General features: G+C 59.4%; 17 protein-coding genes. 12 read left to right on the top strand and 5 right to left on the bottom strand.

The features are described 5' to 3' along the window. Position 1: 1 nt before the first annotated feature. The 3 genes from JMN36_RS10675 to JMN36_RS04015 all read left to right on the top strand — a co-directional run bounded on the left by JMN36_RS10675 (position 2) and on the right by JMN36_RS04015 (position 4,786). Positions 2–2,215 (top strand): FAD/NAD(P)-binding protein, encoded by a 2,214-nt coding sequence (locus JMN36_RS10675; protein WP_236881700.1) that lies wholly within the window; start codon positions 2–4, stop codon positions 2,213–2,215. A gap of 59 nt (positions 2,216–2,274) precedes the next feature. Beyond that, a complete protein-coding gene (locus JMN36_RS04020; RefSeq protein WP_306421585.1) occupies positions 2,275–3,957 on the top strand; it encodes a carboxylesterase/lipase family protein in 1,683 nt (560 codons plus the stop codon). A 193-nt stretch (positions 3,958–4,150) separates the two neighbouring features. Beyond that, the gene (locus JMN36_RS04015; RefSeq protein WP_221923892.1) at positions 4,151–4,786 is read left to right on the top strand and encodes a carboxylesterase family protein; all 636 of its coding nucleotides are present in this window, start codon (positions 4,151–4,153) and stop codon (positions 4,784–4,786) included. Between the two features lie 72 nt (positions 4,787–4,858). On the opposite strand, the gene JMN36_RS04010 is transcribed toward JMN36_RS04015, so the two are convergent. The 4 genes from JMN36_RS04010 to aceA form a co-directional block, all read right to left on the bottom strand. Then, positions 4,859–6,376 carry a phytoene desaturase family protein gene (locus tag JMN36_RS04010; RefSeq protein WP_221923891.1) on the bottom strand — a complete coding sequence of 506 codons (1,518 nt, stop codon included), beginning with the start codon at positions 6,374–6,376 and terminating at the stop codon, positions 4,859–4,861. Positions 6,377–6,436: 60 nt separating this feature from the next. Beyond that, entirely contained in the window at positions 6,437–7,777 is a 1,341-nt protein-coding gene (locus tag JMN36_RS04005; protein WP_221923976.1) for a dicarboxylate/amino acid:cation symporter, read from the bottom strand. A gap of 308 nt (positions 7,778–8,085) precedes the next feature. Next, positions 8,086–9,582, bottom strand: coding sequence for an acetate metabolism transcriptional regulator RamB (gene ramB / locus JMN36_RS04000; protein ID WP_204087633.1), 1,497 nt, complete (start codon positions 9,580–9,582; stop codon positions 8,086–8,088). Between the two features lie 63 nt (positions 9,583–9,645). Continuing rightward, positions 9,646–10,941 (bottom strand): isocitrate lyase, encoded by a 1,296-nt coding sequence (aceA, locus tag JMN36_RS03995; RefSeq protein ID WP_204087632.1) that lies wholly within the window; start codon positions 10,939–10,941, stop codon positions 9,646–9,648. Between the two features lie 505 nt (positions 10,942–11,446). On the opposite strand from aceA, the gene JMN36_RS03990 reads away from it, so the two are divergent. The 9 genes from JMN36_RS03990 to JMN36_RS03950 all read left to right on the top strand — a co-directional run bounded on the left by JMN36_RS03990 (position 11,447) and on the right by JMN36_RS03950 (position 23,715). Beyond that, on the top strand, positions 11,447–13,648 hold the full coding sequence (locus JMN36_RS03990; protein ID WP_221923890.1) for a malate synthase G: 2,202 nt from the start codon (positions 11,447–11,449) through the stop codon (positions 13,646–13,648). A gap of 94 nt (positions 13,649–13,742) precedes the next feature. Beyond that, positions 13,743–14,519, top strand: coding sequence for an HAD family hydrolase (locus tag JMN36_RS03985; protein ID WP_012732552.1), 777 nt, complete (start codon positions 13,743–13,745; stop codon positions 14,517–14,519). Between the two features lie 113 nt (positions 14,520–14,632). Next, positions 14,633–17,209: a glycoside hydrolase family 65 protein gene (locus JMN36_RS03980; RefSeq protein ID WP_221923889.1), complete on the top strand. Its 2,577-nt coding sequence runs from the start codon at positions 14,633–14,635 to the stop codon at positions 17,207–17,209. 312 nt (positions 17,210–17,521) lie between these two features. Continuing rightward, complete coding sequence (locus JMN36_RS03975; RefSeq protein ID WP_204087629.1) at positions 17,522–18,283, top strand: succinate dehydrogenase cytochrome b subunit; 762 nt, start codon at positions 17,522–17,524, stop codon at positions 18,281–18,283. Between the two features lie 15 nt (positions 18,284–18,298). Beyond that, positions 18,299–20,338 carry a fumarate reductase/succinate dehydrogenase flavoprotein subunit gene (locus JMN36_RS03970; protein ID WP_221923888.1) on the top strand — a complete coding sequence of 680 codons (2,040 nt, stop codon included), beginning with the start codon at positions 18,299–18,301 and terminating at the stop codon, positions 20,336–20,338. Continuing rightward, the gene (locus tag JMN36_RS03965) at positions 20,338–21,087 is read left to right on the top strand and encodes a succinate dehydrogenase/fumarate reductase iron-sulfur subunit (protein WP_204087627.1); all 750 of its coding nucleotides are present in this window, start codon (positions 20,338–20,340) and stop codon (positions 21,085–21,087) included. Before JMN36_RS03970 ends, JMN36_RS03965 begins: the two co-directional genes overlap by 1 nt. Before the next feature lie 166 nt (positions 21,088–21,253). Continuing rightward, entirely contained in the window at positions 21,254–21,577 is a 324-nt protein-coding gene (locus JMN36_RS03960; protein WP_012732547.1) for a hypothetical protein, read from the top strand. A gap of 233 nt (positions 21,578–21,810) precedes the next feature. Further along, a complete protein-coding gene (locus tag JMN36_RS03955) occupies positions 21,811–23,367 on the top strand; it encodes a DUF445 domain-containing protein (protein ID WP_204087626.1) in 1,557 nt (518 codons plus the stop codon). Between the two features lie 60 nt (positions 23,368–23,427). Further along, a complete protein-coding gene (locus JMN36_RS03950) occupies positions 23,428–23,715 on the top strand; it encodes a DUF2516 family protein (protein WP_041629636.1) in 288 nt (95 codons plus the stop codon). 9 nt (positions 23,716–23,724) lie between these two features. Here the strand turns inward: JMN36_RS03950 and JMN36_RS03945 are convergent, their stop codons facing one another. Then, a complete protein-coding gene (locus tag JMN36_RS03945) occupies positions 23,725–24,627 on the bottom strand; it encodes an LmeA family phospholipid-binding protein (RefSeq protein WP_204087625.1) in 903 nt (300 codons plus the stop codon). Between the last annotated feature and the right edge of the window lie 43 nt (positions 24,628–24,670).

The raw sequence follows: 24,670 nt of genomic DNA, 5'->3' as shown, positions 1-24,670 counted from the left end.
TATGCGAACGATAGCGATTGTTGGCGGCGGACCACGCGGGATCTCGGTCTTGGAGCGCCTCGGTAGTTTCTTGCGAGACTCGGCAGATCAGGCGTCAGCCGGTGACAAGCCCGTGACCTCCGCTGGCAACGTCGCTATTCACCTTATTGACGACGTCGAACCCGGCGCGGGCCGCGTGTGGCGGACCGACCAATCATCCACGCTATGCATGAACACGCTGGCAGACGCGGTGACGCTCTTCACCGAGCCGGGATCGACTGTGCGTGGCCCCGTCCTGGAAGGGCCGACTCTCTACGAGTGGTTTCAATTGCTCCGTGGGGAGAACCTGCAGCCACGTCCTACGGATTCCGATCCCTCCCGAGCGCGTAAGAAGACGGAGCTGTTCCGCGAATTCCCGCCCACCATGCCGGCGGAATACGAGGCAGAAATCCGTCAAACGCGTCCTGAATCGCACCCCTTGCGCGCGTTATATGGGCATTACCTGCGGTGGGTATTCGACATCGCCGTGGACCGACTGAAGGCAATTCCCGGCGTTACCGTGCATATTCACAAGGCCCGCGCTGTCGATATTCGGCCTAGCGACGCTGGCACGGATGGACACGAAGGCGCGGATGGTCCCGTCGGCAAGCAAGAAGCACACGCTGGGCAGCAGAGTTCTCAGGACACCATCACGCTTTCCGACGGAACATCCATCGACGCCGACGCCACCATTTTGGCGCTCGGGTGGACGGACACCACCGCGAACACCGCCGAATCGGTGCTGGCCGCGAGTGTTGACGCGCACCCGAACCTGACCTGGATCCACCCCGGGCACCCCGCTGACCAGGACCTTGAACTTGTTGCTGGTGGGCACGACACCACTGACTCGGCGCAGGATGAACCACAACCACACCGCCCCGATGTCATCGTGCGAGGACTGGGCATGGGCTTCTTTGACCTCATGGCCAGGCTGACCATCGACCGCGGCGGGGAGTTCCAGCGCACGTCGCCCTCCCCGTTTGACCTGACCTATAACCCCTCCGGCCGGGAACCGCGGCTCATCGTGACGTCCCACCACGGCTACCCCTACCAGCCGAAACCCGTGTTTGGGTCGCTCCCGCCAGCAGCCCCGATGCCTCGGCTGAAGTCCGCGGTCCAGGCGCTCCCCAGTGATCCGCCAGCGGGCAGCATCGATTTCTCCACAACCCTCTGGCCGGCGATCCTGCGCGACGCACAAGCTGCCTACTATCGCGTCCTTCTCTGCGACTCCGACGAGGCACTTCGTCGGGTTCTCCGCATTATCGACGACCCAGCCGCAGACCCGTGGTCGCTTCACAATGATCCACGGCTCGACGAGCTGGTCGCCCCCGCGGACCGCTTTGACCTGCCCTATTACGCCGATCCGATGTCTAGGATCACGGCCGAGCTGCCGGAGGAGACAAATCCAGACACGACAGACGCCGAATCTGCCATCCGCGCTCTTACCGCGGCGGTCAAAGAGGCGTTGAAGAATGACCTGGCCGAAGCGCGCCGGGGCCGGGAATCCGCGGTCAAAGCGGGGTTGCAGGTCATTGGAGTCGCGCGCAAAACCGTCGCCATCGCTGACGAGCCAGGAAAATTCACGCCCGAGTCACGCAGAGGGGACTACGCCGAATTCGTGCGGATCGGCGCCACCGTCGGCTCCGGGCCTCCCGCGTTCCGTACCGCGGAGCTCATCGCTCTTATCGACGCTGGCCTGGTTGTTTTCGCGGGCGCAGATCCGATCGTGGGCGTCACCACGGACCACGGCGACGAACCGCAGTTCGTGCTGACTTCGCCGACCACCGGTGCGCACCCGATGTACTCAACGACGCTGATCGACGCGTGGCAGCACAAACCGAACGTCAATAGGAGTACCGATCCGCTGACGCGAGCACTGGTGGCGTCGGGAAGAATGAGGCCATTTGCGCTGCATACACCGCATGAGAGTGAAGCAACACGTGGCGACGGCAGTGCGAACCGTGAGGACAGCGCCAAGACCCACCCCACCCCGACTCGCGCGCCCGAAGTCGACATGGAGACATGCCGGGTCATCCATCCCAACGGCACCACCGATCCGCGCGTCCACATGCTGGGCATTCCGCTGCAAGAGATGCGGGCGGATACCACCATTTCGCCGATGCCGGGCACCGATCCGCTCATGCTGCAGGAAACGGACGCGGCAGCGGCAAGCGCGCTCGGCATCGCGCGTGGGTAGCGTCGTCGGCAATCAGTCTCGACATCATTGGCCACACTTCCTCTACACTGGCCCACACCATGACCGGAGCCATGAACGCTGACACACACGCTCGCACCGCCTCGCGCCGCAACCACAGCTTCCGCGACGCCTGGATTGTTGAGACCACCACCGGCCCGATCAAAGGGCATGCCGAGACAGGCGTCGTCGCTTTCCGCGGAATACCGTACGCGCAACCGCCGCGCGGGGAGCTGCGATTCCGGCGTGCTCAACCGGTGGAACCATGGACAGAACCGCTGATCGCGGACCATCCCGGCGACTATTGCGCTCAGTACCGCAACAAGTCCGTCGGGTGGGTGGGCTCGGAAGACTGCCTGTGGCTCAACGTTGTTGTCCCGAACACGGCTGCTCGGACGGGTGACGGTCGCTCGGACCAACGCCGACCGCACATGATTAATCGGAATGCTCGACGGCCCATCGTCGTGTACTTCCACGGCGGATCCAATGTGCACGGCTCTGCCAACGAACCGTTGCTGACCGGCCAGTATTTCGCGCAAGCCATGGACGCGGTGGTCGTCGCGGTCAATTATCGTGTGGGAATCCTGGGGCAGCTGTCGCTCAATTACACGGCCGACATTGCGAAAGCCGACAATACAGCGCATACCGGAGCAGACGGAAGTGCCGGCACCGTCAGTACGAAGTCCGCGACCAGGGCAGACTCTAACCCCGGCTTATCAGACCTGGTCACGGCGGTGCGGTGGGTTCACGATAATGCCGAAGCCTTCGGCGGCGACCCCGCGCGCATCACGATCATGGGCGAGTCCTCCGGCGGCGCCATGGTGACCGCGCTGATCGCCCTCCCGGAACTCCGCGGGGTCATCGCCGGAGCCATCGCGCAATCCCCGCCCGTCGCGATGGTCCATTCGCCCGCAGCCGCCGGCCGGTGGGCAGACCGTGCGCGGGCCGAAAATCCGGGCCTCAACGGCATCCCTGCCATGGAACTCGCGCACCTGACCGAACGTCTGAATGTCATTAACGACGAGTACCTCGAGTTTTCCGGTCCTTTCGCGCCCACTATCGACGGGGACCTGATGACTCGGCATCCTCTGGCTGTTCCCCAACCGTCGTCGCAAGAACCACACGACGAACGTCGAAAAGCACCCACCGACGACGGCACACCGGCGGCGAACATCCCGCTCTTGATCGGGACGAATGCCGATGAATACCTGGTCATGCGGTGGGAGCGCATGTCCACCCGCGCCCAACGCGCGCGTATTCGTCGGCTGGCCCAATCCATCGGCGGGGACGCCCCGGATATCTTGGCAGAGTTCTACCGCGGGGGCCGGACCCGCGCCGAGTGCGGAAGGTTCGCCGGCGACGCCTTGTTCTTGGCGTCCTCACTGCAATTAGCGTCCCGGTGGCCACAGGGGAAAGCCTGGATGTATCGGCTCGATATGTTGACGCCGTCGCTCCGGTTGTCCGGGCTGGGTGCCACGCACGCCCTCGACCTACCCCTCTTATTTGAGCGCTACGATTCCGGCAAAGGGCCCGATGCGCTGTATTTGGGCGGCCACGATCAGATGCGGGCAACAAGCGCCGTGATGCAAAGTCGGTGGAAGAATTTTATTCATTCCGGTAATCCAGAATTTCCGCCATTTAGTGACGGCTTTGCTACTCAGATTTTTAATGCGGGCGAGCATACAGCGGAAGATCCGTCGGGTGAACTACGTCGGGCATGGTCAGACGTTGATCTAACGAATTAATTTCGCCAAATAAGAAATCTTTAGTTCGCTGCACTTACTATAATTATCAATGTGTCAATTCCTGTTAACGATTCTTCTTATCTAGCTTCACCGCATAAACGGTCATTTCGCGATAGCTGGACCGTGAATACCACCACCGGGCCGGTCGTTGGCCATGCGGAAACGGGCGTGGCTGCCTTCCGCGGCATTCCCTATGCCGCGCCACCCACTCGAAATCACGCCCGACGCCCCCGGGGTTGCCGGAAAAGTTCCGCTGCTGATCGGAACAGTGAGCCATGAATACTACTTCATGCGGCTTAGGAAAGCCTCGACGGCGACGCAACGCCGCCACGCCCAGATTTTTGCGGAATCCATCGGCCCGAACGCCACCGAGGTGTTCCGCGACATGTACCGCAATGGCCGCTCACGCACCGAGTGCGCAGAGCTCTTTGGCGACGCCGTGTTCTGGGGTCCGTGTATCGCGCTGGCCGAGCAGTGGTCGCCCAGCAATGTGTGGATGTACCGCCTCGACGCCTCCACTCCGTTCTTCAAAGCACTCGGACTCGGAGCGACGCACACCTGGGACCTCCCGCTCCTCTTCGGCCGGTACGACGCCGGAATGGCATCGAAAGCGTTCACGTCCGGCGGGCTCGACCGCATCAAACAAACGACGGCAGCAATGCAGCGTCGCTGGCGGGACTTCATTCACGACGGAAACCCCGGCTTCACCCCCTACGCCGACAACCGATCAACGCACATTTTCGGCGGTGACGGCGAAACGACCGTGAACGATCCACGCCATGACATGCGTGAGGCCTGGTTGAGCGTGGACTTCGCGAACTTCGGGTGAAGGTAGCGTAGTGCGGGGTTGCGCTGACCCTCGCGGCTTACGCCGTGTTGCCTTTGCCGGTTAGCGCAGGTCTTACCGTGAAAGCGCTGCCTGAGCAGCGTAAAAGCCGCACAACCCGTGTGCCCCCGCACCGGGAGGCGTCACCGCCGAACACAGGTACACCTGCGGCCCATCACTTCGGCCAGTGACCGCGTAGGGGTTCGTCGACAATCGCGGCCTGCCCAGCAACCCGCCGAGCGTGTTCGCCCCGGTCGTGATGTTGCCACCCACAAAATTGGCATTGTCATGCTCAACATCCGCGGGAGTTCTGATTTTCTTAGCGACGATTCTCTCGCGGAAGCCCGGTGCGTACTGCTCAATACAGTTCTCGATAGAAGCGCATAACGCGGACTCGTGGCGCTGCTCGGAGCTACCGCGTATCGCGGAGCGATTTCCTACGTATCCCGCGGGTACGTGCGCATAGGCGTCGATGGGGTGGAGGTTTCCCCTGCTCCGCGACGGATCGACAACGTACTGTTGGGTGACCAACACGAAAGGTCGCTCTGGCAGGCGACCGCGGTTGATTTCCCGCTCAGCGGCGTGAATATCGCGCACCGAACCACCCAGATGTACACTTCCCGCCTCGCGTGCCGGCTGGTATGTCCACGGAATCTCTCCGTCGATGGCGAAATTCACGACGGCAACGCCCGGCCCGTACTTGTACCGCGAGAGAGCAGCGCGAACATGCGCGGGCACGTGCGGCGGGCGTCGGCTCGCGTCGATGATGCCCAGAGCGGCCTGAGGTGTTGTGTCCAGCATGATGATGTCGTTTGTGCTGGCAGGAAGGTCGTCCAAAGATCGGATAGGGCTGTCGGTTGCGATGCGCCCGCCGGATTGTTCCAGTGCGTGAACAAGGGCGTTCGTGATGTTTTGTGAACCACCCTTGGCGAAGGGCCAGCCGCTAGCATGTGCGGCGGTGGTGAGCATCATCCCGACGGCTGAGGAGCCGGTGCTCGTCAACGGCCGAAAGGCGTGTGCAGCGACCCCGGCGAAGAGTGCGCGGGCCTCCGCGGACAGCAATAACCGGGACGTGGCCGCGGCGGGGAGACCTGCGAGCACGCCGAATTGGAGAAGATCTCCCCATCTGTGTCCGTCTGTTTGGCGCTGGGCTAGCCGTAACGGTGGCTGAAGAATATCCGACGCAAGCTTTGTGAAATTGCTGGCCAGAGGGCGAAAAAGACGTTCCCACCAAAACCGATCGTGTGCAGTGGGAAACTGTTGGGCCGTGGCGTGGACATCGCGATATAGCGCGGCTCCGCCCCGTGCGCCACGAAAAAGCGGGTGCGCACATTGCACCCGCGGCCATAACCACTCCAAGCCCACACCATCGTCGCTGTTCAAAGACCGAAGGAGTGGATTCTCCATCGCGAGCGGGTGGATCGCCGCGCAGTGATCGTGGATAAGTCCGGGCACGGTCAGTTCGGCGGAACGGACACCCCCGCCGACAGTGCTCTGAGCCTCGACGACAGTGACGGCATACCCAGCGCGTGCAAGAGTGACCGCCGCCACGAGTCCATTCGGGCCGCTGCCCACAACAAACGCTTGAGTCATGGGCACTCCCTCCACCCGAAAATCGCCCGAAGCCGAAGCCTCAGCTTAAGTCACGCCGAATTATACGGCGCGTGAACCTGCGAGGGCTTCCTCACCCGTTTCGGATTTCTGGACTTCCTCCCAGTCATGCTCGCCAGCGTCCCACGTCGCCGTGTCCAAAATCCCGGCGCGCTTCGCCACCACCGTCGTGGCCAGGGACTGTCCAGTCACATTCACAGCCGTGCGTCCCATGTCGATAATCGGCTCGATAGCCAGCAGCAGGCCGACGCCGGAGAGCGGGAGACCCAGCGTCGATAATGTCAATGTCAACATGACCGTCGCACCGGTCGTACCAGCCGTCGCCGCGGAACCAATAACCGAGACGAAAATGATCAGCAGGTAATCAGTGAAGTTCAGCGGAGTGCCATAGAACTGGGCGACGAAAATCGCGGCCACCGCGGGGTAGACGGATGCGCACCCGTCCATTTTGGTGGTCGCACCCAGCGGGATAGCGAAGGACGCGTACTCCGACGGCACACCCATGCGCTGCTCAGTGACGCGCTGGGTAACGGGCATAACCCCCATCGACGAGCGCGTGACGAAGCCCAAGCTGGTCACAGGCCAGACGCGGCGGTAGAAGCCCGACACGGAAAGACCGTTCGTGGCGAGCACAGTGGGGTAGATAATGCCCAGCACAATGGCCAGGCCGACATAAATAGCCAGCACAAATTTGCCCAGCGAACCGAGTGCGTCCCAGCCGTAGTTCGACACGGCGTGCCCGATCAGCGCGGCCGTGCCGATCGGCGCCAGTCGGATGATCCACCACAGCACGGTTTGAACAATCTTGAGGACGGACTCATTAAACCGCAGGAAGGGCTTCGCCGCGTGGCCAGTTTTCACGGCTGCAATGCCGATGGCCAGCGAAATGACCAGTAGTTGGAGCACATTGAAGGACAGGTCAATGCCATCGCCACTCGATGCGGTTGATGCGCCCAGGCCCAAGATATTCGACGGAACGATCCCCTCGATGAAGGCCAGCCAGCTGCCGGTATGCGACGGATCCGCGGCGGTGGAGGCGTCGATACTGGTACCTTCACCGGGCTTCATAACCAGCGCCACAATAATTCCGGTGAGTACGGAGAAGAAAGCGGTGATCGCGAACCACACGAGTGTGCTGATCGCGAGCCGCGCCGCGTTGGTCACTTTCCGTAGGTTTGCCACGGAGGTAATGACCGCGGTGACGACCAGCGGCGGGATCATCACTTTCAGAAGCTGCACATAGGCAGTGCCGACGCCGTCGAGCAGCCCGCCCAGCCATCCTTCCTTGTCGCCGCCGAGCCCGTTGCTTTGGGCGCGCGCGATAAAACCGAGGATCAGGCCAATAATGAGGCCGGCGATCACTTGCGCGCCGAACCCCGTCATCCACCCGGGGAGGAGCTTCTTCTTCTCGACGTTGGTGTTGCGTTCGGCGTCGTTGTCGAGTTGTGTGTCGAGTTTCGTGTCAGCTGAATCGGCCATGTGTTTCCTTCGCTGTGGGACCTGCGTGCGGGGCGGCGGGAGGTGTCATGGCTGGTCAAGCCGGAGCCCGTGCAGACTGGTCTGTCTATTTATAACCGACGCACATATTACGTGGTGGCGTCCCTGGTTCCAACCCATGACAATGGCCGACTATTCCTGACGTGACATATCACTCATCGACATGGAAATCGTCGCCTGGCAGACACTTCGCGCTAATACGGGTTGACTGACGAACTATGCGTATTAATCCGTATGTCATGAAGAATCGACGGAAATGCGCGTTGAGGACACTCGGTACGGCTGCACACTCGACACCCCGGCCCGATCGGCGTCGCCGCCGCCAGGTCCGAAAGGTCCAACCCCTCGGCATACACCGTGCGTTCCGCATGACGCGCTTCGCACCCCAGGCCAATGGCGAACACTTTTCCCGGCTGGCCGAACCGTCGTCGGTAATGTTTCACCGTCCGCGCCACCCACATATATGTCCGCCCATCCGGCATCTGCGCTAGTTGGCGCATCACTTTCCCCGGGTAGGAGAACGTTTCGTACACATTCCACAGTGGGCAGGTGCCACCGGAATGCGTGAAATGAAACCCCGTCGCCGACTGCCGCTTGGACACATTCCCCGCGCGATCCACGCGAACAAAAGTCCACGGTATTCCCCGCAGCTTCGGGCGCTGCAGGGTCGATAAGCGGTGGCAAATTGTCTCGTAGCCCATGCCGTAGGCCGTCGACAAGTACTCGATGTCATATCCGGCGCGCTCAGCCTGAGCGTGAAAATTCGTGTACGGCAGCACCAGGGCCGCCGCGTAGTACGTTGCCGCACCCCGCACCGCGAGTTGTCGGGATTCGTCGGACGTAAACCGCGGGTCCTCGTCGACAAGAGAATGAAGCTGATCGCCCACCTCTAAATAGGCAAGCTCCGTAGCCATCCGGAAAGCCTTCTGCCCCGATGTGAGATGCGCGTCGATAGTGAGCACGCCGGTGTCGGGGGAAAAGCGGTGCTGGACCATGTGCTCGGCGGTATCCGGGTGCCCATTCTCAGCGCTATCCAGGTGCGAAATGTAGCGAACCTCGACACCATATTTTGAGGTCAGCCGCGTTGCGACGCAGTCTTCGACGTGGTTGATATTGGGCACACCCAGACCCAGCGTCCCGGCGAGTTCCTCGGCCGCAACATCAAGCGAATCAATGTAATTTTGGCGCGCATAGAAGAAATCACGAACCTCTTCGTGAGGCATCGTGAGTGCGTCGGACCCCGTCGACGAATCCTCCATATCCGACCGGTTCCGCTCCTCGGTGACCAGCGACAACTTGTCCGACACATTGCGATAGCGGCGGTGAATGTCCACCAGCGCGCGGGCAAGCTCCGGGTGAGTGTGCACGAGATCCGCCACCTCTTGCACATCAATGCTGGTGGGGCACACCTCGCGGTCCAGAGTGACGTCGTGAACCTCGGCGACCAGGCGGGAATCGTCTTCGCGCGAAAAGAAAGCCTCGTCGATTCCGAAAACATGGGTGATTTTCCGGAGAACCGACGAGGTCAGTGGGCGACTGTCATTTTCAATTTGGTTGACGTAACTGGCAGAGAGACCGAGAGTATGCGCAAGGGTTGCTTGGCTTAACTCCCGTTCTTTGCGGAGCTGCTTGAGCCGCGTCCCGACGAATACACGCGAGGACGGGCCCTCCTTCTCAGCTCCAGTGGTCATGCGACAACAATAGAGCGTCGTCGCGAGCGATAAAGGGGTTTTGCGCAGATTTGTCGACGCGGCCTAGTGGAACTGGCCTTCCTCCGTGGAGCCCTTCAGCGCAACGGTGGAGGAGTTGGGGTCGACCGTGGTGGCAACACGGTCGAAGTAGCCGGCGCCGACCTCGCGCTGGTGCTTGACGGCGGTGAATCCACGCTCCTTGGCGGCCTCGAACTCGCGGTTCTGCAGGTCCACGAAGGCCGTCATCTGCTCGCGCGCATAGCCGTAGGCCAGGTCGAACATCGAGTAGTTCAGCGAGTGGAAACCAGCCAAGGTGATGAACTGGAACTTGAAGCCCATCTTGCCCAGCTCGTTCTGGAACTTCGCGATCTCGTCCTTCTCCAGGTGGGAGGACCAGTTGAACGACGGCGAGCAGTTGTACGCCAGCAGCTGGTCGGGGAACTCCTCGTGGACACCGTCGGCGAACTTCTTGGCCAGCTCCAGGTCGGGAGTGCCGGTCTCCATCCAGATGAGGTCCGCGTAGGGGGCGTAGGACTTGGCGCGCGCGATACACGGCTCGATCCCGTTCTGGACGTGGTAGTAGCCCTCCGCGGTGCGGTCGCCCGTAATGAACTTCTGGTCGCGCTCGTCGACATCCGAGGTAATCAGCGTCGCGGCCTCGGCGTCGGTGCGGGCAACGATCATGGTCGGCGTGTTCAGAACGTCCGCCGCCAATCGCGCCGACGACAGCGTGCGGATGTGCTGCTGCGTGGGGATCAGCACCTTGCCGCCCAGGTGACCACACTTCTTCTCGGAGGCCAGCTGGTCCTCCCAGTGGGTACCAGCCGCACCGGCCTGAATCATGGCCTTCTGCAGCTCGAAGACGTTCAGAGCACCACCGAAGCCGGCCTCGGCGTCGGCAACGATGGGGACCAACCAGTTATCGACGGCGGTGTCGCCCTCGATGCGCGCAACCTCGTCGGCACGAAGAAGCGCATTGTTGATGCGGCGCACGATCTGCGGAACTGAGTTGGCGGGGTACAGAGACTGGTCGGGGTAGGTCTGAGCGGCCAAGTTGGCGTCGCCCGCAACCTGCCAACCGGACAGGTACACGGCCTTCAGCCCAGCGCGAACCTGCTGGACAGCCTGGTTACCGGTGAGAGCGCCGAGGGCGTTGATGTAGCCGTCGCCCTCTTCGTGGATGGCGTCAAAAAGGATTTCGGCGCCGCGCCGGGCGAGGGTGTTTTCCTCGACGACGGTGCCCTGGAGCGCTTCGACATCTTCCGCCGTGTAGTTGCGGGTGATGCCCTTCCAGCGAGGGTTGGTTTCCCAATCCTTCTTGATTTCTTCAGCGGTACGGGCCTGTCCAACCGTAGACATTGTGCTCACTCCTATGAGGTCTAAGTTCTGGAGACATTGACACCCACATATCGGGCTAAATCCGTAGAAAACCGGACATTGCGATGTCGGTGAATGTCTGTGTAGCCGGTGGCCGTGGTGGCCTCGTTGGCGTGGTCTTAACCTTTATCGATGAGAAAACACACGTCAATGACTTTTCGGATCGTATCTTTGTGCGGGGGTAGTGGGGGATTTTGCAAAGTTTGCAAACTTACGCCACCGTATGTTTCAGGTCACAAAAACGGCAACCGGCAATGAGCTGCATTAATGCAAAATATGATCTAGATAACTGGGTGCTGTGGCTCGCGTCACTCCACAGTGTTTTGTGGATCACAGCAAAAAAGAGCGGGGGGAGCTGACGGGATATCTGGCACCGATTAGCTAAAAAGTGTTTCGCCGCACACCGAACTCCCTTAGGGTTAGCCACACCAGTGTTAGCAACACCACCGAGAACAGTTGTCGTTCCGAATGTTCCGAAGGAGAAGCTATGACAACCGCCACGTCCGACACCACACCCCGCACCAAAGTCGCTGGCCTCCAGGTGGCCACCACTCTTTATGACTTCATTACCGGCTCGGTCCTTCCCCGCACCGGCCAGGACCCCGACGCCTTCTGGTCCGGCTTCGCGGACATCGTGAAAACCTATACGCCTCGCAATAAGGAACTCTTAGCCCGTCGCGAGGAACTGCAAACCAAGCTCAACGTGTGGTACACCGAGCACCCCGGCGAGCAAAACATCGACGATTACGACGCCTTCCTCCACGAGATCGGCTACGTGGTGGACAATGATGATGACTTCCAGATCGACCCCGTCAATATCGACCCCGAAATCTCGGAAACCAGTGGCCCCCAGCTGGTCGTTCCCGTGCTCAACGCCCGCTTCGCCCTGAACGCCGCCAACGCGCGGTGGGGTTCGTTATATGACGCCCTCTACGGCACCGACGCCATCCCCGAAGACGGCGGAGCAGAAAAGGGCAACGGTGGTTACAACAAGATCCGTGGCGATAAGGTCATCGCATGGTCGCGTGACTTCCTCGACAAGGCAGTTCCCCTGGTCGACGCATCCCACCACGACGTCACCAAGTACGACATTTCCGACGGATCCTTCGTCGGCTATGTCAACGATGAGAAGCATGAGCTGCGCGAACCGGAGGTTTACGCCGGATACGGCGGGGACAAGTCCAACCCGACGTCGATTTTGTTGCGGCACAACGGGCTGTACATCGACATTTTGATCGACCCCGAATCCCCCATCGGATCCACCGACAAGGCCGGAGTCAAGGACATTATTCTCGACGCCGCCGTCAGTACGTTGATCGACTTTGAAGACTCCGTGGCCGCCGTCGATGCGACCGATAAAACCCTGGGGTACAGCAACTGGTTCCAGCTGAACACCGGTGAGCTGGAAGAAGAGGTGACGAAGGGGGACAAGACGTTCACCCGTCGGCTCAACCCCGACCGCGAATACACCAGTCCGGACGGCGAATCCTTCACCGTTCACGGCCGCACCTTGATGTTTACCCGCAATGTGGGCCACCTCATGACCAACCCGGCGATCCTGCTGGAAGACGGGTCCGAGGTGTTCGAAGGCATCATGGACACCGTCATGACCGCCGTGTGCGGCATCCCGGGGATTGACAAGAACAACCCCATGTACAACTCCAGCAATGGGTCGATCTACATCGTGAAGCCCAAGCAGCACGGGCCGGAGGAAGTGGAATTCACCAACGACCTGCTGGGTGCCACCGAGAAGCTCCTGGGTCTCCCGGAGAACACCATCAAGGTCGGAGTGATGGATGAAGAGCGACGGACCACGCTGAACCTCGACGCATGTATCAAGGCCGTGTCCAAGCGGCTGGCCTTCATTAACACCGGCTTTCTGGACCGCACCGGCGACGAAATCCACACCTCCATGGAGGCCGGCCCCATGATCCGCAAGGGCGAAATGAAATCCGCTCCCTGGATGCAGGGTTATGAGGACAACAATGTCGACGCTGGCATCGCCCACGGACTACCCGGCAAGGCGCAGATCGGTAAGGGAATGTGGGCAAAGACCGAGCTCATGGCTGACATGTTGGCCGAGAAGATCAGCCAGCCGGAACAGGGTGCCACCACCGCGTGGGTTCCGTCGCCCACCGCAGCAACACTGCACGCCACGCACTATCACCAGGTGGACGTGTTCACTGTCGACGAGAAACTCCGCGCTGCTGGGCGTCGTGATAACTACCGCGACCGCCTCACCGTCCCCGTATCGCCGGACGGAAAGTGGAGCGATGAAGACATTAAGGAAGAGGTAGACAACAACTGCCAGTCCATCCTGGGCTACGTCATCCGCTGGGTGGAGCAGGGCGTTGGTTGCTCCAAGATTCCGGATATTCACGACGTTGACCTCATGGAAGACCGCGCTACGCTGCGTATTTCCTCGCAGCTGCTGGCCAATTGGCTGCGTCACGGCATCATTACGAAGGATTACGTGATCGAGGCATTGAAGCGCATGGCGAAAGTCGTCGATAAGCAAAATGAGGGAGACCCGGCGTACCGCCCGATGTCGGCTGATTATGACAAGTCGATCGGTTGGCAGGCGGCGAAGGACCTGATTTTGGACGGGACGACCTCGCCCTCCGGCTACACCGAGCCGATTCTGCACCAGCGCCGTCGCGAATTCAAGGAACGCGAAGGGATCGCATAGGATCCTGCTGCGTTGGTGCTGTAACTGCTGCGTCTGTCACAGGTGATGGGTACCCTCATACGTAGACGGTGAAGGTCGAGCAGAAAGGTAACTTGTGGTGACGCAGTCAGCAGATACACCAACGCTTCAGGATCTTCTGAAATTCAAGGTCGTGCTCTTCGACCTTGATGGGGTTCTCACCCCCACGGCGACGCTCCACCAGCAGGCGTGGGCGACGATGTTCCAGGCGTTCCTGGCAGAGCGCGGCGAACGCGCCTACACCGACCAGGACTATTTCGATTACCTGGACGGGCGTCGTCGGGATGAGGCCATTCAAGCGCTCTTAGAATCGCGCGGCATCTCTCTTCCTTATGATCGTGCCGACGCAGGCCTCGATGGCGACGACAATCCCACCGATAACACCATCACAGGGTTAGGGCTGCGCAAGAACCGCGACTTCCTCGACCTCCTCAAGCGCGGGATGGATCCGTACCCTGGTTCATTGCAGCTGCTCCACGCGATGAAGGACCACAACGAGTCCCACTCGTCGGATGCCGTGCAGATGGGCGTGGTGTCGTCGTCAAAGAACACGCCGAGGGTCCTGGAATCAGCCGGGCTCACTGATTATTTCCCCCATGTTGTCGACGGGACCATCGCGGAGGAGAAAAAGCTCAAGGGGAAGCCGGCACCCGATACCTATGTGTATGGCGCCGAATTGTTTGGCCTCACCCCTGCCGACGCCGTTGTCGTTGAGGACGCCACCAGCGGTGTGGCTGCGGGGTGTGCCGGTGAATTTGGGTACGTCCTCGGTGTCAATCGCGGTGCAGGGAAAGACGCGTTGCTGAAGGCCGGGGCCGATGCCGTCGTTGACGACCTCGGCGAGCTGGTGTAAAAAAGGCCCCCTGCCAGCCAACCCACAACCTACGGATCGGTAGCCTGGTCGATAGGCTGTGACTGCAGCAGCTCATGCCGTTAACGTCACCACAAGGACCCCTAGGAGAGTGAATGAGCCCGAAAGCATCGCAAGCGACGTCGGAAGCTTTTCTTGCTGCCCGTCGCCATGGACATAAGGACCAAAAGGGCTCGATTGATGACGGCCGCCAGGATGGATTACTGGCCCGCGCCGACGGCCACCACCACGGGGTTGACCCAGAGTCCACCATCGACCGCGAAAACAATCCCGTCGACGCGTGGCGGCTCATCGAGCGCGTCCCCAACCGCATGGACCTGGGGGTATCGGAATCCATCTTCGCCCTCTCCAACGGGTACATGGGCATGCGCGCGAACCCCTCCGAGGGGCGCGATTCCGCCTACCACGGCACCTACATCAACGGCCTCCACGAAACATGGAACATCCGCCACGCGGAAGACGCCTACGGCTTAGCCCGCAAGGGGCAGACCCTGGTCTCGGCACCCGATGCCAAGCCGATGCGCCTATATATTGACGACGAACCTCTCCGCTTGGGCAGCGCCGACCTCGAAGACTACGAACGCACCCTGGACTTCCGCGAAGGTATCCTGCGCCGCAATCTCATTTGGCGCACCCCCTCAGGTAAGCGCGTCCGCGTGACCTCCGAAAGAATGATCTCCTTCCAGGAAAAGCACCTGGCCATCATGAGTTTGGAGGTCGAGTTACTGGACTCGGACGCGGCAGTGGTTATTTCGTCGCAAATCCTGAACCGACAGGACGGTGAGGACGAATATCACGGTGGCGGCAATGGTAGTAGTGCCAACAGTGCTGCAGAAAAAGACCCCCGCCAGGGTGAGACAATTGAAGCACGCGTCCTCATTCCGACATTTCGGGCCCACCCGGCACCAGAGCGCGCCACCTTGGGATACCGCTGTGCCGAGTCCGGTATGACCGTGACCTGCAGCATGGACCACAGATTAACGGTAGACATGCCGGGTGCAGAATCATTGAAAACCCGCGAAGAGGCAGGCGTCGAAGTGGATGCCCGCGTGCGTGATGATAACGCCCGCGTGGTGCACCATCTCAACGGCAAACAGGGAATGACGATACGGCTGGAAAAGTTCGTGTCCTACCATTCCTCCAGGCATGTGGCGGCTGAAGAACTAGCCTTTCGTTGTGCACGCACAATTAATCGTGCGGTGCAGGTGGGATTTCCGGCCTTGCAACAGAATCAGCGGGAATGGCTCGATGCGTTCTGGCAACGCTCCGACGTGGAAATTACCGGTCAGCCGACCATTCAGCAGGCTGTTCGGTGGAACCTGTTCCAGCTGGTGCAGGCATCGGCGCGGGCTGACGGGCACGGCATCCCCGCGAAAGGAATGACCGGGTCCGGCTATGGCGGGCACTATTTCTGGGATACGGAGATTTATGTCATGCCGTTCCTGAGTTACACGAACCCGTCCTTTGCCAGGAACGCGATGCGGTTCCGTTTCCTCATGCTTCCCGCTGCTCAGGAGCGTGCCCGGGAGCTCTCCCATGATGGAGCATTGTTCCCGTGGCGCACCATTAACGGCCTGGAATCAAGTGCGTATTACGCGGCAGGGACCGCTCAGTACCATATCGATGCTGACATCGCGTACGCCCTCATGAAGTACGTGTATGCGTCGGGAGATACGGATTTTCTGTTGCGCGAAGGCATCCACATTTTGGTGGGCACAGCTCGGTTCTGGATGTCCTTGGGCTTCTTCGACCGTGATGGCGAATTCAATATTCACTCCGTCACGGGGCCCGACGAATACACCACCGTGGTGAACAACAACCTCTACACGAACGTCATGGCGGAATATAACTTGCGTGTGGCTGCCGATGTTGTTCGCCAAATGAAGGCCGATCGCCCCAATGACTACGCTGACCTGGCGAAACAGTATGGTCTGGATGAGGAAGAAATAGAGCTGTGGGATAAAGCAGCCGAGCACATGCACATCCTGCTGGATCCGAAGCTGGGGATCCACCCGCAGGATGACCAGTTCTTGGAGCGCGAGCGCTGGAACCTCGACGATCCCGCTGTTGGCCCGAAGCGCCCGCTGTTGCTGCACTACCACCCGCTCACCATCTACCGTTACCAGATCATTAAGCAGGCCGACGTCGTGTTGGCGCTGTTCTTGCGGGGTAACCGGTTCACCCGGGAAGAGAAGCTGGCCGACTACAACTACTACGACGAGCTAACCACGGGGGATTCGACCCTGTCCGCCGTTGTTCAGTCTATTGTTGCGGCGGAGCTGGACCTGAAAGACAAGGCGATGGATTTCTTCCTCCGTGGCCTGTTCGTGGATTTGGGCAACTTGCACGGGAACACGAAAGACGGTGTGCACATTGCGTCCACCGGTGGTGTGTGGTCCGCGCTCGTGTACGGCTTCGGTGGCTTCCGTGATTATGAGGGGCGGTACAGCATCAATCCGCGGCTGCCCGACGAGTGGGAAGAGCTCATTTATCGGATCACTCTTCATGGTTGTCGCATTCGTGTCGCTATCCGACGTCACTCTGTTGAACTTGTGGTGGAGGAGGGGCTTCACGATGTCGGCCCCATTGAGGTTGGTGGCCGCGAAGTTGTCGTGACTCACGAGCCGATGACCATTGCTTTGCCTGGTGAGCGCAACCTCGACGACGACTAGATTCGGGCTAAAACCGCCAGCCCCCAACCGGGGGCAGTGAGTTGTCAGGAAATGTCTGTGTTTCTACCTCAACAGGCCTGTTGAGGCTACGCTAACGGGCTGCTTCGTGCGAAGAAAACGGCATTAACATTGCAGGTCATGGTTAAAAAAATCCACCTATTTATCCCAATGGTCAGTGGGGGTAACGAATTACGCAAAGACGTAGTTGCGAAAAACCCGTCTTGACCACTAGTGATCTGCATCACGCGGTAGCAGTGTAAGTGGAGTGCACCTCCCTCGTCGTCGTACAGTAAGGCTGACACTGGAGGTGCCATGACTGTAAAAAACGCGAACCGTGACGCTATTGTTCACGGTAAAATTACGACGGAGCCGCTCCGCGAAAAGCCGGCATTCCCGTCGTGGGCTATGAAAATGACGATGGCGATCACGGGCTTGATTTTCGGGTTGTTCGTGCTCGTCCATATGATCGGTAACCTGAAGATCTACATGGGTGCGGATCACTATAACGACTACGCAGAATTCCTGCGTACGATGTTCGAACCCCTGTTCCCCCGAGAAGGTGTTCTGTGGATCGCACGTATTGTCCTGCTTGCCTGCCTCGTTTTACACGTGTACTGCGGTTTGGCATTACACGGGCGTGCACGGCAGTCACGGGGTAAATTCCGCCGGACAGGGCTTGTGTCAGGGATGAACACCTTCGCAGCACGGTCCATGGTTGTGACGGGCCTGGTCCTACTGCTGTTCATCATCTTCCACATTTTGGACTTGACGCTGGGCGTGCGGCCGATCGGATCGAGTGAATTTGAGGAGAACACCGCCGGTCATGCGCATGCTTATGCCAACCTCATTCACAGCTTTGATCGTCCTGGGGTTGCGATTTTCTACATCCTTGCCATGGTGATTCTGTTCATCCACCTCTCGCACGGCATTTGGACGGCCATTTCTGATCTTGGAATTACTGGACACCGGTGGCGTCAAGTCATGCTATTTGTCGCTTACATAGTTCCGGCCATCATCATGATTGGCAATATTTCGATTCCCGTTGCTGTCCTGACCGGCGCGGTATCACTGTAGGCGGAGGTTACAAATATGAGTGCAGTTATTCAGAACCCCCATAATCAGGGGCCGGACTTCGACTACGACACCGCTGTAGAGAATTTCACCGCGCCTGATTCCAGCGTTCCCGGAGTGACCCTGGGCTCCAAGTTAAAGGACAACGCTCCCCACATGGCGGGATTATCGCAGGCCGACGAGTGGGATTACGCTAAGCGGCACTTTAAGCTGGTCTCCCCCCTGAACCGTAAAAAGTTCACGGTCCTCGTCGTAGGGACCGGTTTGGCCGGCGGAGCTGCTGCGGCAGCGCTGGGCGAGCTGGGATATGACGTCAAAGTTTTCACCTATCACGACGCTCCCCGTCGTGCTCACTCGATTGCCGCGCAGGGTGGTGTGAACTCGTCTCGCTCGAAGAAGCTGGACAATGACTCCACCTACAACCACACCAAAGACACGGTGAAAGGGGGCGACTACCGCTGCCGCGAGAACGACTGTTGGCGTTTGGCAGAAGAGTCTCCTCGTGTCATTGACCACATGAATGCCGTGGGTGCACCATTCTCCCGCGAGTACGGCGGAACACTGGCCACCCGTTCATTCGGTGGTGTTCAGGTTTCTCGTACGTACTACACCCGTGGTCAGACAGGTCAGCAGCTACAGCTGGCGACAACCTCGGCGTTGCAGCGTCAGATTGGTGCCGGCTCTGTAGAGATCTTCACTCACAGCGAGATGATGGATCTCATTATCGACGATGGTCGCTGCCAGGGCATCGTCACCCGTAACCTCATTACGGGCGAACTGACTGCCCACACCGGCCACGCTGTGATCCTGGGAACCGGCGGCTACGGCAACGTTTATTACATGTCCACGTTGGCGAAGAACTCCAACGCGTCGGCCATTATGCGTGCCTACGACCAAGGCGCCTACATGGCATCGCCGTCGTTTGTGCAGTTCCACCCGACGGGTATCCCGGTGAACTCGGACTGGCAGTCCAAGACGATTTTGATGTCGGAATCGTTGCGTAACGATGCCCGCGTCTGGACGCCGAAGAAGAAGGCCGACGACCGCGACCCCAACAACATTCCCGAAGACGAGCGCGACTACTTTTTGGAGCGTCGCTATCCGGCATTCGGTAACCTCGTCCCTCGTGATATCGCTTCTCGTGCGAACTCGCAGCAGATCAACGGCGGATACGGTGTTGGTCCATTGCACAACTCCGTGTACTTGGATCTGCGTGACGCCATTCAGCGTCTGGGCAAGGACGTGATCAAGGAGCGTTACGGCAACTTGATCCAGATGTATGAAGAGACGATTGGTGAATCCGCATACGAAACACCAATGCGTATCGCTCCGACCTGCCACTACGTGATGGGTGGTCTGTGGACCGACTTCAACGACATGACGAACATCCCCGGCCTCTTCGCCGCCGGTGAGGCATCCTGGATGTACCACGGTGCGAACCGCTTGGGTGCTAACTCGCTGCTGTCGGCGTCGATTGACGGTTGGTTTACCTTGCCGTTCACGATTCCGAACTACCTGGCACCGCTGCTGGGCACGAAGGTGCTCCCGGCTGATTCGCCGGCTGCTCAGGAAGCTCTGGAACGGTCCAAGAAGCGCATCGAAAAATTGATGAATATCCAGGCGAAGGACCCGCACGGGCCGGAATACTTCCACCGCAAGCTGGGAGACATCCTGTACTTCTCCTGCGGCGTGTCCCGTAACGTTGAAAACCTGGAAAAGGGTATCAAGGACATCCGTGAACTGCGCGATGAGTTCTGGCAGAACCTGCACATCCCGGGTGACGTCGATAACCTCAACCAGGTTTTGGAATACGCCAACCGTGTTGCTGACTACATGGATCTCGCCGAGCTCATGTGCGTTGACGCCATGGACCGCGACGAATCCTGTGGCGCCCACTACCGCGACGATCACCTCTCTGAAGATGGTGAGGCAGAGCGCGATGACTCCAAGTGGTGCTTCGTCTCTGCGTGGGAACACAACGGTGATGGCAAGTTCATCCGCCACGCCGAGCCTCTGTACTTCGACCGCATCCCTCTGATGACAAGGAACTACAAGTAATGAAACTGCATCTAGAGATCTGGCGTCAGGCGGGCCCGGAATCCGAAGGACACTTCGAGTCTGTCGATGTCGATGACGCCGTCGAGCAAATGTCCATCCTCGAGCTGCTAGACCACGTCAACGAAGGCTACATCGAGCAAGGCAAAGAGCCTTTCGCTTTTGCCTCTGACTGCCGTGAAGGTATTTGCGGCACCTGCGGCTTGACCATCAACGGCCGCCCGCACGGCCCGGACAAGAACAAACCGGCCTGCCAGCAGCGCCTGTTCAACTTCAAAGATGGTGACAGCATCAAGATCGAGCCGTTGCGCTCTGCGGCATACCCCGTGATTAAGGATATGGTCGTAGACCGCTCCGCACTGGATCGCGTGTTGGAACAAGGCGGGTTTATCTCCGTCATGGCTGGTACCGCCCCCGACGCGGACTTCCTGCCCATGAACCACGCGGATGCCGAGAAAGCCCTCGACTTCGCGGCATGTATCGGCTGTGGTGCCTGCGTTGCGGCGTGCCCGAACGGTGCAGCCCATCTGTTCACCGGTGCGAAGTTGGAGCATCTGAAGCTCATGCCGCTGGGTAAGCAAGAGCGCGGCAAGCGTGCCCGCAAGATGGTTGACAACCTGGAAACCACCTTCGGCCCGTGCTCGTTGTACGGTGAATGCGCCGACGTTTGCCCAGCAGGAATCCCGTTGACCGCCGTGGCAGCCGTGACGAAGGAGCGTACTCGCTCCGCACTGCGGAACAAGGACAAATAGGTCATACCTGTCACTCCTACGTTCTGTTGGCCTGCACAGACTTTGCAGGGTGGCAGTTCAGGGGTGACCCCCGCGTCGGCTTATGGGTAGTCTTTTACCCATAAGCGGCTACACTAAAGGTCACACTCTATGACCCACCCTGATTCAGGTCGTGAAAGGTAAAGTTATGTCTTCGTCTGAGCCTCAATTTGAAGGCGAGCCACACTACATAGAGGGCTATGTCCCCGTATCCCTCGCGTCACCGCATTCATCGCTGAACAGTAGCAAGACATGGTCGGGGATGGGATTCGTCCTCTCCGCACTCGCCTTCTTCGGCATCTTCATTTTTGGTTTGTCCACCGAAATCTTTGGCGGACAAGGGTGGTCCACCTACCTACTCGTCGGCGGACTCATTGGCGGGATCCTGTGCCTCGCTCTCGGCTTCGGCCTTATCCACGCTGGCCGCGCCCCCTACCGCGAGTACAAGAAGCGCACCGGACGCCTTCACTAAAAGGCGCCACGTGTGTGCACGGCTGTGCCGTTCCTGCAGCTCAGTATGGCCCCCGAAAGTTGTGCATGCGTGAACGCATCAATATCGCGCTTAGGTGAAATCAGATCCTGAGCACCTCCAGCAACGCCACCCCGTGTTCATGGGGTGGCGTTGTTTTATGTCTGCAGCTTTTGTGTACCACGTCGTGCAAAAACTCGGGTATCCAGCATCGCCCAAGCTTGAACGCAATGTTTATGCAGCACGCGTTAGCGCGTGCGTGTCGTGTCCTAGCACCCTGGCACAATAGAACTGTGACTGATTCTGGACCCCGTCATGCCCTTCCCGCGGACAATTCTCCTGCCAACGATTCACCCACTCGTGCCTCCTCAGGAGAAAAACTGCCACGCCGAACACCCACCGACACGGCTGTAGTCAGGCACGACGCAGCCTCGGCAGCTCCTGCAGCTGTGGACGACCGTGGGGACTTCTCTAACCAGGCGCCGGCACCACGCGGCACTACGTCGGCACAGTCGCCGTCGTCGGAAACCCTTCCGCCGGTCAGTGATGAGGCAGGCCGTCGTCGAGAATTGAAAAAATACAAAGCCATCGCCACAGGGCTGTTGGTTCTCGCGACGGTGATCTACCTCGTGTGTCGGTGGTTGGAGCAAGACTCCGATGCCGCCTGGATCGGTTATGTCCGCGCTGCCTCCGAAGCAGGCATGGTCGGTGCCCTCGCGGACTGGTTCGCCGTGACAGCCCTGTTCCGGCGGCCTATGCACTTGCCCATTCCTCACACGGCGATCATTCGGCGCAAAAAAGACCAGGTTGGCGAGGCATTATCGGGGTTCGTGGGGGACAATTTTCTCAATGCCGAACTCATTACCGACAAAGTTCAGAAGGCCGATATTCCCGCCAGAGTGGGGCAGTGGGCGTCAGAGCCGGCCAATGCGGCGCGGGTTTCTGAAGAGGTTGGTAACGCGACGATCGCCATCGTTGAGGGAATCGACGATGAGGAAGCCGCCGAGATGATCCGCACGATGGTGATCGACCGTATCGCGGAGCCAGACTGGGGGCCGCCCGCAGGTGCGCTCATGGAACAATTCATTGCGGAGGGAAAAGCTGAGCCAGTTGTCGACACGATTATTTCCTGGGCATATGATCGCGCCCGCGATTCCGAAGAGCTCATCACGCGGTTGCTCAACCAGCGTGCACCCTCGTGGGCACCGGGGTTCATCAACGACCTTGTCGGGGAACGCGTGTACAGGGAGATCGTCGACTTCGCGTACAAGGTGAAGACAGAGCCGGACCATGAGGCCCGCCAGGCGCTGCGTCGGGTGGTCAATCAATGGGCCTCGGACCTGCAGTACGATCCGGAGATGATCAACAGGGTCGAGGAGTTTAAACACGATGTGTTGTCCTCCGCCCCCGTGCAGGCTGCGCCTGCAACCGTCTGGCGGAATATGAAAGAACAAATTGTTCGCATGGCGTCGGACCCGCAATCACATGTTCGACGCAGAATTGTCGACGAAGTCTCTCTATATGCCACCCGACTGTTGACGGACGCGGAGCTCCGCGCGCGATGGGGAGAGCGAGTCACGGGAACCGCGCGCTATATCGCGCAAAACTTCTCGGGCGAAGTGACCAGTATTATTTCCGAAACAGTGGAGCGCTGGGATGCCGACGAAGCCAGCGACAAGATCGAGCTCATGGTGGGCAAGGACCTGCAATACATTCGCTTTAATGGCACTATTGTGGGATCCTTGGCCGGGCTGCTGATTTACACGCTTTCGCAGCTGGTGCTGAGCCTGTAGTCTGGCAGTGAGTCCGCCACCTTTGAGAACTACGTAGTGGGAGAGTCCGCGATGCATGTCATGATGACAATTTTCATGGTCCTCGGTTGGGTCATGGTGGCCATGAAATTAGCCATCACCGTCGTGGGGGTCGTGGGCGCGATCGTTGTGGCTTCTACTCGCTCCGACGCGTTTGAGGCCGGGGATCGTCGCCCCAAATGGCAGTGGTTCGGCATCCTAGTGGTATCGACGCTCCTCGTGCTGTTCACCAGGAGCTTCATCTGGCTCTTCGGCATCGTGGCTATCGGCGTGTACTGGTTTGATGTGTACCCGCAGCTCAAGAGTATTCAAAACGGCGAATACTACTGAGTACAAATACTACTGATGGGCGCCGATCCGGCCCGCGGCTGAATCACTGGTCGAGCCATCGTTGTGCGTCCCCAGAATCTGATTGGCACTATCAGACAGCGCTTTCAGATCGACGTCGTGGCCTTCCTCCGTCACGCGCATCCCCCGGCTGGTGACCTCCACATGAGTGGCCCTTAGCTCCTTATTGCTGACATTGGCGGCATCTTCAATTTGCGACGTTAAAACGTCGGCCACAGACTGCGGAAGCGACATACCGAGCAACTTCGCGTTGGTCACCTTCATGGTGAGGTCGCCGCTGTCGATAGTGGGCTTGATCTCTAGATCGGCCAAGCCACCAGATAACTCGAGGCTGAAGGTGCCTTTGGATGGGTTGGGGTTGACTGCGGTGACTTTGATAGCGCGATCAGCAATGGATTGTGCCGCAGCGGAGTAATTAGCTTGGCTGTAGGAATGGCTTCTAGCATTGTGCGAATTGGTGTTTGAACTGCTATTTCGCGTGACACCACCTTGTGCTGCGGCTTCGATGTAATCGGTGGATAGGGTGGTATCCAGCGTGAGTGTGCCCGCAGCGTGGGACTTCATGTTGAGATTGTCGATCGTGATTGTCGACGGTGGATATCCACTGACATCGGGGGTAGATGTGGCTCCATCAGGGTAGGTTACGTCGAGTGAATTCGGAATATCGACCTTCACATGGCTGAGCTTTCGCGTGATTACTGCAGGTAGAACTGGGTGTGCGCCGAATGAGATCTGTGCGGAGGAGGACGTATCATTCGCGTGCTCTGAGAGTTCCTTTTTTATATGAGAGGACACGTAGGCCCGCGCGGCAAATTCGGCGACCACGAGTACCACGATGGCTAATACGATGACGACCACCATGATTTTTCCCAAAGAAGACTTAGAGCGATTCACGCGGACAAGTAAACCGGAGATCGTGGGGCCTCGGCAAGGGAAA

The organism is Corynebacterium pseudokroppenstedtii (assembly GCF_019754945.1).
Lineage (GTDB): Bacteria > Actinomycetota > Actinomycetes > Mycobacteriales > Mycobacteriaceae > Corynebacterium > Corynebacterium pseudokroppenstedtii.
The sequence above is the reverse complement of the archived record's forward strand: the minus strand, read 5'-3'. Positions and strand labels throughout refer to the sequence as shown.